Below are 8,816 nucleotides of genomic sequence, written 5' to 3' on the forward strand. Positions count from 1 at the left end.
CATCGTAGGGAAGCGACCATGAAGCATCAATTTGAGCAGTTGCGCCTCGAATCGGTCAGCCGCAGTTTCGTCAATACCGAAGGGCAATCGGTGGCCGCGCTGCAGGGCCTCGACCTGAGCATCCGTCGCGGGGAATTCATCGCATTGCTGGGACCGTCGGGCTGCGGCAAGTCGACGGCGCTCAACTGCATTGCGGGATTGCAGCCGCTGTCGGGCGGCGGCATCTGGCTCGACGAGAAACGCATCGACGTGCTGCCGCCCGAAAAGCGCGGCTTCGGCATGGTGTTTCAAAACTATGCGCTGTTTCCGCACATGTCGGTGCTCGACAACGTCGGCTTCGGCCTCAAGATGCGCGGCATCGCGAAGAACGAGACCGTGAAGCGCGCGCGGGAAGCGCTGCAGCTCGTGCAACTGGTCGGCCATGAAAAGAAGCTGCCGGGCCAGCTGTCGGGCGGACAGCAGCAGCGGGTCGCGATTGCGCGCGCCATTGTCATCGAGCCGCCGCTTATCCTGATGGACGAGCCGCTGTCGAATCTCGACACGAAGCTGCGCATCGAAATGCGCGCGGAAATCCGGCGCATTCATACGCAACTGGATCGCGCGACCATTTATGTGACGCACGACCAGGACGAAGCGCTGTCGATGGCGGACCGCATTGTCGTGATGAAAGAAGGCGTCGTCCAGCAGGTCGCAACACCGAAAGAGGTCTACGGGCGCCCGAAGAATCTGCATGTCGCGCGCTTCATGGGCTATCGCAACGTGCTGCCGTTCACGCTGGAAGGCACGCAGGGCGAAGGCGTGGCCGTCGAGTCGAACGGCGTGCGGTTGATCGGCACGGCAATGGACGGCTTCAACAGCAAGTGCGTGTCCGTCGCGCTGCGTCCCGAAGACATGGAGCGCGCCGCGCCGGGTTCGGAGAACGCATTCGACGCGCAGGTCACGGCCGTCGAGTACGGCGGCCGCGATTCGCTGATCCGCGTGACGAGCGCGTTTGGCGAAATGTGGGCGCGCGTCGCAGGCGAATTCACCGAGGGCGAGCGCGTCACATTGCGCGTGGCGCCGTCGCGCACGCTGGTGTACGACGGGGAGCCGTCATGAGCACGCTGACGCCGGCTGCGGCCACCGCGCCACGCGACGGCAAGGCATGGCTCGTCTCGCCCGCGCTGCTGTTCATCCTCGCGCTGTTCGTCTATCCGTTCGTCTACGGCCTCGCGCTGTCGTTCAGCCCGATGGAAGGCGGTGGGATGTGGGCGAACTATGCGAAGTTCTTCAGCGACACGTCGATGTGGCCGACCATCCTCGTCACGCTGAAGCTCGCCGTGCCCGCCACGCTGATCAACGTCGGCGTGTCGGTGCCCGTCGCGTTCGCGCTGCGGCGTCCATCGCGGTACCAGAAGTTCATCACCACGTTGCTCGTGATTCCCGTCACGCTCGGCACCGTGCTGATCGCCGACGGCATGCTGACCTACTTCGGCCCGAACGGCTGGTTTCCGCAAGCGCTGCAGGGGCTGCATCTCTACACTGACGAAGTGCGGCTCACGCACAACTTTTGGGGCGTGCTGATTTCGCTCGTCGTATCGGGCTTTCCATTCGCGTTCCTGCTCACGCTGTCTTACGTGACGGGCATCGATCCGACGCTCGCGAGCGCCGCCGCGACGCTCGGCGCGAACCCGTGGCAGCAGTTCCGTCAGATCTATCTGCCACTGCTGGTGCCGGGGCTGACCATGGCAGCGTGCCTGTCGTTCGTGCAGGCGTTTTCGGTGTTTCCGTCAGCCGTGCTGCTCGGCGCCCCAGCGGGGCCGACGCGCGTGATGTCGATCGCCGCCGCGGAGGCCGCGTTCGAGAACTACGATTACTCGCTTGCTTCGGCCATTGCGATCGTGATGGGATTCGTGCAACTAGTGATCGTCGCCGCGATGCTCGGCGCGCGCCGCTTCTTCTACAGTGGACCGGCGACGGGAGGTAAGGGCTGATGGCAACCGATCATCATGTTGCGCAGCCGTGGCCCGCTGCGCCGCAAGGGCAAGCGGTGAAAGCAATGAAGCCGCGTGTCAGTCTGCGCGATCGCGTGTACAAGGCGCTCGTCTGGGGCGCGATGATTTTCTTTCTGCTGAACATCGTGCTGCTGATCGCGACGGTCGCAGTCAACTCGATCGCGACGCGCTGGTTCGGCACGTTGCTGCCGCAAGGCTTCACGCTGCACTGGTATGCCCAGGCGTGGAGCGACTTTCAGCTGGCCGCCGTGCTGTGGGTAACCGTCGAAGTGGTCGGCGCCGTCGTGCTGTTGTCGATTCTGCTCGGCGTGCCTGCTGCGTATGCGCTTGCGCGCGTGCAGTTTCGCGGCAAGCGTTTGGCGATGCTCGTCTTCCTGCTGCCGCTGATGGTGCCGCCCGTCACGTACGGCATTCCGATGGCGACGGTGATGTACAAGATCGGGCTCGCGGGCACGCTCTCCGGCGTGATTCTCGCGAACCTCGTGCCCGCGCTGCCGTTCGTCATTCTCGTGATGACGCCGTTCATCGAACAGATCGATCCGAATCTGGAGTCGGCGGCGCGCATCTTCGGCGCGAACACGTTCCGCTATTTCCGTTATGTGCTGCTGCCGTTGCTTGTGCCCGGCATGCTCGCCGCGGGGCTGCTCGTGCTGGTTCGCACAATCGGCATGTTCGAGCTGACATTCTTCACGGCGGGGCCGGCGACGCAAACGCTCGTCGTCGCGCTCTACTACGCTGTATTTTCAACGGGCGTGCGCGCGCCGCAATCAATCGACGCCATGGCGATGATCTATATGGCGATTACGCTGATCTGGGTATTGATTGCGCTTCAGTTCGTGAGCCCGACGCAGATCGTGTCGCGCGTGAAGGAGCAGCGGCGGTAGCAGCGCGTCGTGTCGAACGAAAAGACCGGTAAGCGCGAGGCCCGGAATAACTGCGCAGTCGCCGCTGGCATGGCGTGAACGATCTGCTTTCGTTCGGCCATCCAGTGGAGTGTGGATGATCGAAGAGAAACGCGAAAAGCAATTCGCGAGAAAGAAACGCCCGACGAATGCACAATAAAAAGCGAGTGCACGCAAATGTGCACTCGCGAACTGACAACAGTCGAGCGCTCTAGTACCCGACGCGGTAGACGCGCCCCGTTTGCGCGCCCTCGACACTGCGCAGATAGCCCTGCGCCGCCTTTTTCGCATCAACGGGCTCGAAGCCTCGGAAGAACGGCGCGTAGCCTTCCATCGATTCCGTCAGCACGGTCGGGCTCACGACATTGATGCGCAGACCGCGCGGCAGCTCGATCGCCGCGCCGCGCACGAAGCCTTCGAGCGCGAGGTTTACAGTCGTCGCGCTGACGCCCTGGCGGATCGGCTCGTCGGCGAGAATGCCCGTCGTGAGTGTGAACGAGCCACCATCGTTGACGAACTTCTGCGCAACGAGCACGACGTTGATCTGCCCCATCAGCTTGTCGCGCAGTCCGATCCAGAACTGTTCGATCGTCATCTCGGGCAATGGGCCGAAGTGAACCTTGCCCATCGTCGTCACGACGCCGTCCACTTTGCCAATTGTCTGGAAGAGCCGTTCGATGCTGGCCGGGTCCTTGCTGTCGACCTGATACGCGCCGCGCGTCGCGCCGACCTCGATCACTTCATGACGCGCCTTCAGCTCCGTGGCGACTGCCTGCCCGAGCGTGCCGGTTGCGCCAATCACGACGATTTTGCTCATCTGCTGCTCCGTCAACGAAAAGATGTGGCAATTGTGCTGATCGTTTCAGACAAGAACAAGATGCGCGCGTGACGAAGTCATCGAACCATCAGTTTCGAATCGTCGATACGAACGGGCGATTCAAACGGAGGGCACAGACACGAAACGTCGCGCCGCTCAGTGCAACGCTGCCCGCGCGAGCGCCATGCATCAGGCGAAACGCGACATGTCACATCACAATGCGCCATCAGTGACGCATCACTTGATCCGTTCGAGCTCGATGACGCGCGTCGGCCGCTGATGGTTGAGCGCGTAATGCATGCGCCCGCGCAAGCGATCGCCCGCATGCGTTCTGCTTTCGTGGAAGCGGTCGTCGAAATGCTCGACGGGTTCAGGTGCCTTCATGCCTTTGTCGATCACGCGATAGCCGGGTTCGAGCGCGAGCAGCAGATGATTGCCGCCGACACGGCTGTCGAATCCCGCCAGTTCGGCGAACGGATTATCGGGCACGCTGTTGACGAGCGATGCGTTGCTCGTCGTGATTTCGTCGGGTCCGATCGGCGCGTGGCCCGCGATGCGCGCTGCTTCGTGGTTCTTGCTGTCGGTATCGACGGTGCTGTCGTGCGTGCGTTCGTTGTGCATTTCGGCACTGCGCGCGATGTTGGTTCCCGATTGCGTCGCGGGTACTTTGCGTGTGTTGAGGCTCATTTGATGCCCTCCTTGACTCTGCCTTCAAAGCTATCGATACGAGCAAAAGTCGTTCCGCGTGAGCGGTCGATCACCAAGCCGTCCAGGCCTGACGGCGCTTGGGGCAAGCGGCGAATTTTTTACGATTTTTTTTGGTGGACGCCCTTTTCCTACAGAGTATGATTCTTGTTCGAGTGCGGCGGCGACCCGACAAACAGCGCGAGTATGACTGTCTCGCGGACTGCTCCGACCCACGGCATTGCACTCGCGAAGGGACCATCTATAAGGCAGTCAGGGACGGGTGACTCATGCACGTTGATGCTGCATTCACACATCGCGGCTACTTGCTGAACTGCGCGCCGGCGCGCGCGGGCGATGGAACTTGGCAACCGTATGTCGTCGTGTCGCGCTCCAGCGATGGCGAGCTCGTCGCCAACCGCTTCTTCCCCTCCGACCTCCGCTTCGCTGACGAAGCCGCTGCCATCGCGCACGCGCGCGATTGGGCGGTGCGCTGGATCGATGCAAGCAGTATGACCGTGTAGCACGTCATTTGCTACGCACTGCCGCGCATGCGGCACGCCGCACGCATGCGCCGTTCCTTATGCAAGCCGGGAGCGCGCCCGGCGGCACGCGCCGAAACGCGGTAATCTCTGGGGACAATTCACTTTCGTCGCGCTCGACGCGATTGCCGTACTCACCATGTCAAACGTTTCTTCCCACAACTGGGGTCTCGAACAGATCGTCGCCGAACTGCGCGCTTCGCGTGAAGAATTGCATCGCACGCGCCATCCGCGCGGCATTCGCGAACTGCCGTCGCGCGATGCCGTCATCAGCATCGTCGCGGGATTGCGTGCCGCGCTGTTTCCGACACATTACGGAGCGCCCGATCTCACCGACGAGAGCGTCGACTACTACGTCGGCCACACGCTCGAAAGCACGCTGCGTGTGCTTGCCGAGCAGATTCGCCGGGCATTGCGCTTTTTGCCCGAGCATGCGCAGACGTCGGAGGCCGAACTGAGTGCGCGCGCGTTCGATGTGGCGCGCGAGTTCGGCAAGCAGTTGCCCGGCATTCGCGCGATGCTCGTCAGCGATATCCAGGCGGCCTATGTCGGCGATCCGGCTGCGCAGCACATCACGGAGATCCTGCTCTGCTATCCGGGCGTATGGGCGATGACGCATCACCGGCTCGCGCACGCGTTGCACCGGCTCGGCGTGCCGCTGCTCGCGCGTTTCATCAACGAGATTGCGCACTCGGCGACGGGCATCGACATCCATCCTGGCGCGCAGATCGGCGCGAGTTTCTTTATCGATCACGGTACGGGCGTGGTGATCGGCGAGACGGCGATTATCGGCGAGCGGGTGCGCGTGTACCAGGCGGTGACGCTTGGCGCGAAGAGCTTCGCCGCCGACGAAGACGGCACGCTGGTAAAGGGCAACGCACGCCATCCCATCGTCGAAGACGATGTGGTGATCTACGCAGGCGCGACCATTTTGGGACGCGTGACGATCGGGCGCGGCTCGGTGATCGGCGGCAACGTGTGGCTTACACATAGCGTGCCGCCGGGCAGCAGCGTGTCGCAGGGCAAGGTCCGCGAGGGGGAGCGCGGACGCAACTGAGGGGTGGTTGTTGGCGCCTTCGCGGCGCGGGCATTTCCGCTGTGTGTTGCCGTTTGCGTTGGCATCCGCGCGGCGCCTAGGCGGCGAGGCGCAACGCGGATGCCCACGCAAGGGGCAAAACACACAACGGCAACGCCTGCGCCGCGAGGCGCTATCGCGGATGCCAGCGAAACGGCAAGCCGACCCGCCTCGCGGACGCTCACGCAAAGGGCAGCACACGTCGGCAACGCCCGCGCCGCGAAGCGCTCCAGCGTCGCAGACAGAAAAAAGAAAATCCCCGCACACTTGCGCATGCGGGGATCCCAAAACAACCGCTCGGACAGCGGCTCACGCCGCCGTCATTAGACGCGTTACGCTGCTGCTGCGTCCTTCAGCTTCTTCAGCGCACGTGCCTTGATGCGCACGCTTGCCGGCTTGGCCGGGAACCAGCGCTCTTCACCCGTGAACGGGTCCTTGCCGAAGCGCTTCTTCTTCGCCGGCACAGCTTGCACGACGATCTTCAGAAGACCCGACAGCGTGAATTCGCCAGCACCCTTCTTGTGAACCGAACCGAGGATCGTGTCCTCGAGTGCGGCGAGAACTGCCTTCGCCGACTTCGGCTCGACGCCCGCACGCTCCGCAACGTGTGCAGCCAGCGAGGCCTTCGTGAAGGTGTCCTTGATCGGCGACGGAGCGCCGGACGCCTTCACGGCGACCTTCTTAGCCGTGACTTTCTTTGCGGGAGCAGCAGCTTTCTTTGCAGCAACCTTCTTGGTCGGTACCGTAGCAGCCTTCTTGGCTACCTTTTTTGCGGAAGTCGCCATGTTTCTCCTACCTCTAAGGGTCAGTATTTGCGAGAAGCGCCTGCGATATGCAGACGCTTCAAGGCCGGATTCTACAAGCGCTTTTGCGTTCTGAGCGAATCTTTTGTGTGTAACGGTTACGGTTTGTTGCGCGGCGCTGACTACCTCGCGCATTTCGCGCCTGTTTTTAAGGGGTAAACGCGATCGATTGATGGTTTCGACACACCTGTCCAGTGCAAATCGTCAGAGCGCTCCAGCAGGCAGCGACGCCCCAGGTGAACCACAGTCTCACGCGAAAACGCGTCGGGCATCCCCCACACGACGACGCTCCGATCCATTCGGCAGCACGCTCAAGTCCTTGATTCGACACGCGGCAGCAGCGTCGCGAGCGTCGACAGCGCTGCGTCGATTTGGACGTCCTCGATGCCGCCGTAGCCGAATACGAGCCCCGGCTGCCGTTTAGCCTTCACATAAAACGGCGCGAGACCGTGCAGCGCAATGGACGCATCGCGCGCGGCGTTGATCACGGACGCTTCCGTGAGCGGCGGCTTGAGCAGCGCGGCGAGGTGAATGCCCGCGGTCGGCACGATCGGCTCGAACCAGCGCGCGAGCCCGCCCTGCAGATGCGCGAGCAGACAGGCGCGGCGCGCGGCGTACAGCTTGTGCATGCGCTTCACGTGCTTGGCGAAGTCGCCGTTCAGCATGAAATGGGCGAGTGCCGTCTGCGTCAGCGAACAGCCGTGCCAGTCGCCGATCTGCCGCGCCTTGCGCAGCGTATCGAATAGCGACGCGGGCGGCACCATGTAGCCGACGCGCAACTCGGGGAAGATGGTCTTCGAAAACGTTCCCACATACGCGACGAGCCCGGTGCGGTCGAGGCTCTTGAGCGGCTCCATCGGCCGTCCTTCGAAGCGGTATTCGCAGTCGTAGTCGTCTTCGATGATGACGGCGTCGCGCTGTTGCGCCCATTCGAGCAGCTCGACGCGCCGCGCAAGACTCATCGGCATGCCGAGCGGAAACTGATGTGAAGGTGTCACATAGACGAGCCGCGCGTTCTTCGGCAGCTTGCTCACGACGAGACCGTCGGCATCGACGGGCACGGCGACGACCTTCGCGCTCACAGCAGTCAGGCACGCGCGCGCGGGCGGATAGCCGGGATCTTCGACGACGGCGACGTCGCCGGGGCGCAGCGTGACGCGCGCGATCAGGTCGACGGCATGCTGCGCGCCCTGCGTGACGATCACGTCCTCCCAGTTGCTCGCGACTGCGCGACTGAACGCGAGGTACCGCGAGATCGCGAGCCGCAGTTCCTGCTCGCCGGCGGCATCGCGATAGGTGCCGCGCCCGCGCGACTGCACGCGTAGCGCATGGTTGACGCAGCGGCGCCAGACGTCGAAGGGGAAATGCGTCTTGTCGGTGATGCCGCCGACAAAGTCAAACGGCGTGCCGAGAGTCGGCTGCGGACCCAGCACGTCGGGCACCGATTGCCAAAGCGGCCGGGCGCGCGCGCTCGTTTTCGATGGAGCGTTCGCGTCCTGGGCCGCGCGCGCGTGCGCGGGACGCTCGGCGGGCAGCCGCTGCAAGCCTTCCGCGACGAAGGTGCCGGAGCCCGTGCGCGCATGCAGAAAACCTTCGGCGAGCAGGCGCTCGAAGACGTCCAGTGTCGTTTTGCGCGACACGCCGAGTTGCGTCGCCAGGTCGCGGGTCGAAGGAAGCTGCGTGCCGCCCGCGAGGCGTCCTTCGATGATGCCCGCTCTCAGCTGGCGGTAGATCTGACCGGCCAGGTCGTGGCGGCCTTCTACTGCGATGTGGATGTCCATGTGGGGTGTGGTTTTGTGGTTTGGCTCCGCCGGGTTGTCGGTTGACGTTTTGGGTTTTTGCTTTTTGCTGCGCAGCGTTTTGGCTCTGTGCGCTTGCTGTTTTGCGCGGGCATCCGCGCTGCGCCTTCGCGGCGCGGGCGTTGCCCCTGTGCGGGGCGGCACCTACTTTTCTTTGCAGCGGCAAAGAAAAGCAGGCAAAAGAAAGCCGCTCACACCGC

10 protein-coding genes are annotated in these 8,816 nt (G+C 63.4%); 6 read left to right on the forward strand and 4 right to left on the reverse strand.

What is annotated here, in order from left to right:
- Nucleotides 1–18 precede the first annotated feature (18 nt).
- Genes H3V53_RS22465 through H3V53_RS22475 form a run of 3 tightly spaced genes read left to right on the forward strand, consistent with a single transcriptional unit; the run spans nt 19 to nt 2,878 of the window.
- Nucleotides 19–1,098, forward strand: coding sequence for an ABC transporter ATP-binding protein (locus H3V53_RS22465; protein ID WP_336599826.1), 1,080 nt, complete (start codon nt 19–21; stop codon nt 1,096–1,098).
- A complete protein-coding gene (locus tag H3V53_RS22470) occupies nt 1,095–1,973 on the forward strand; it encodes an ABC transporter permease (protein WP_336599827.1) in 879 nt (292 codons plus the stop codon). Before H3V53_RS22465 ends, H3V53_RS22470 begins: the two co-directional genes overlap by 4 nt.
- Nucleotides 1,973–2,878, forward strand: a complete 906-nt coding sequence (locus tag H3V53_RS22475) for an ABC transporter permease (protein ID WP_336599828.1) — start codon at nt 1,973–1,975, stop codon at nt 2,876–2,878. The genes H3V53_RS22470 and H3V53_RS22475 overlap by 1 nt, the downstream gene beginning before the upstream one ends.
- Before the next feature lie 229 nt (nt 2,879–3,107).
- Here H3V53_RS22475 and H3V53_RS22480 read toward each other — a convergent pair whose 3' ends face one another.
- Together H3V53_RS22480 and H3V53_RS22485 are read right to left on the reverse strand one after the other, a co-directional pair.
- Nucleotides 3,108–3,713: a short chain dehydrogenase gene (locus tag H3V53_RS22480; protein ID WP_336599829.1), complete on the reverse strand. Its 606-nt coding sequence runs from the start codon at nt 3,711–3,713 to the stop codon at nt 3,108–3,110.
- A 237-nt stretch (nt 3,714–3,950) separates the two neighbouring features.
- Entirely contained in the window at nt 3,951–4,400 is a 450-nt protein-coding gene (locus H3V53_RS22485) for a DUF3005 domain-containing protein (protein ID WP_336599830.1), read from the reverse strand.
- Nucleotides 4,401–4,687: 287 nt separating this feature from the next.
- Here H3V53_RS22485 and H3V53_RS22490 point away from each other — a divergent pair, with 287 nt between their 5' ends.
- Nucleotides 4,688–4,921, forward strand: coding sequence for a hypothetical protein (locus H3V53_RS22490; RefSeq protein WP_054924025.1), 234 nt, complete (start codon nt 4,688–4,690; stop codon nt 4,919–4,921).
- Nucleotides 4,922–5,078: 157 nt separating this feature from the next.
- On the forward strand, nt 5,079–5,996 hold the full coding sequence (epsC, locus tag H3V53_RS22495) for a serine O-acetyltransferase EpsC (RefSeq protein ID WP_054924026.1): 918 nt from the start codon (nt 5,079–5,081) through the stop codon (nt 5,994–5,996).
- Nucleotides 5,997–6,346: 350 nt separating this feature from the next.
- Here epsC and H3V53_RS22500 read toward each other — a convergent pair whose 3' ends face one another.
- Both H3V53_RS22500 and pdxR read right to left on the reverse strand, forming a co-directional pair.
- A complete protein-coding gene (locus H3V53_RS22500; protein WP_054919981.1) occupies nt 6,347–6,799 on the reverse strand; it encodes an HU family DNA-binding protein in 453 nt (150 codons plus the stop codon).
- Between the two features lie 329 nt (nt 6,800–7,128).
- A complete protein-coding gene (pdxR, locus tag H3V53_RS22505) occupies nt 7,129–8,598 on the reverse strand; it encodes a MocR-like pyridoxine biosynthesis transcription factor PdxR (RefSeq protein ID WP_336599831.1) in 1,470 nt (489 codons plus the stop codon).
- Here pdxR and H3V53_RS22510 point away from each other — a divergent pair.
- Nucleotides 8,591–8,816 (forward strand): hypothetical protein (locus tag H3V53_RS22510; protein ID WP_336599832.1); only part of this gene is annotated, 226 nt, incomplete at its 3' end. The genes pdxR and H3V53_RS22510 overlap by 8 nt on opposite strands.

It is taken from the genome of Paraburkholderia bengalensis, assembly GCF_037126505.1.
In the GTDB taxonomy this organism is placed as follows: Bacteria; Pseudomonadota; Gammaproteobacteria; order Burkholderiales; family Burkholderiaceae; genus Paraburkholderia; species Paraburkholderia bengalensis.

Excerpts from the sequence above, each read along its gene's own strand:
- H3V53_RS22465 (WP_336599826.1), top strand. The coding sequence starts at position 19 with ATGAAGCATCAATTTGAGCAGTTGCGCCTCGAATCGGTCAGCCGCAGT.
- H3V53_RS22470 (WP_336599827.1), top strand. The coding sequence starts at position 1,095 with ATGAGCACGCTGACGCCGGCTGCGGCCACCGCGCCACGCGACGGCAAG.
- H3V53_RS22475 (WP_336599828.1), top strand. The coding sequence starts at position 1,973 with ATGGCAACCGATCATCATGTTGCGCAGCCGTGGCCCGCTGCGCCGCAA.
- H3V53_RS22480 (WP_336599829.1), bottom strand. The coding sequence starts at position 3,713 with ATGAGCAAAATCGTCGTGATTGGCGCAACCGGCACGCTCGGGCAGGCA.
- H3V53_RS22485 (WP_336599830.1), bottom strand. The coding sequence starts at position 4,400 with ATGAGCCTCAACACACGCAAAGTACCCGCGACGCAATCGGGAACCAAC.
- H3V53_RS22490 (WP_054924025.1), top strand. The coding sequence starts at position 4,688 with ATGCACGTTGATGCTGCATTCACACATCGCGGCTACTTGCTGAACTGC.
- epsC (WP_054924026.1), top strand. The coding sequence starts at position 5,079 with ATGTCAAACGTTTCTTCCCACAACTGGGGTCTCGAACAGATCGTCGCC.
- H3V53_RS22500 (WP_054919981.1), bottom strand. The coding sequence starts at position 6,799 with ATGGCGACTTCCGCAAAAAAGGTAGCCAAGAAGGCTGCTACGGTACCG.
- pdxR (WP_336599831.1), bottom strand. The coding sequence starts at position 8,598 with ATGGACATCCACATCGCAGTAGAAGGCCGCCACGACCTGGCCGGTCAG.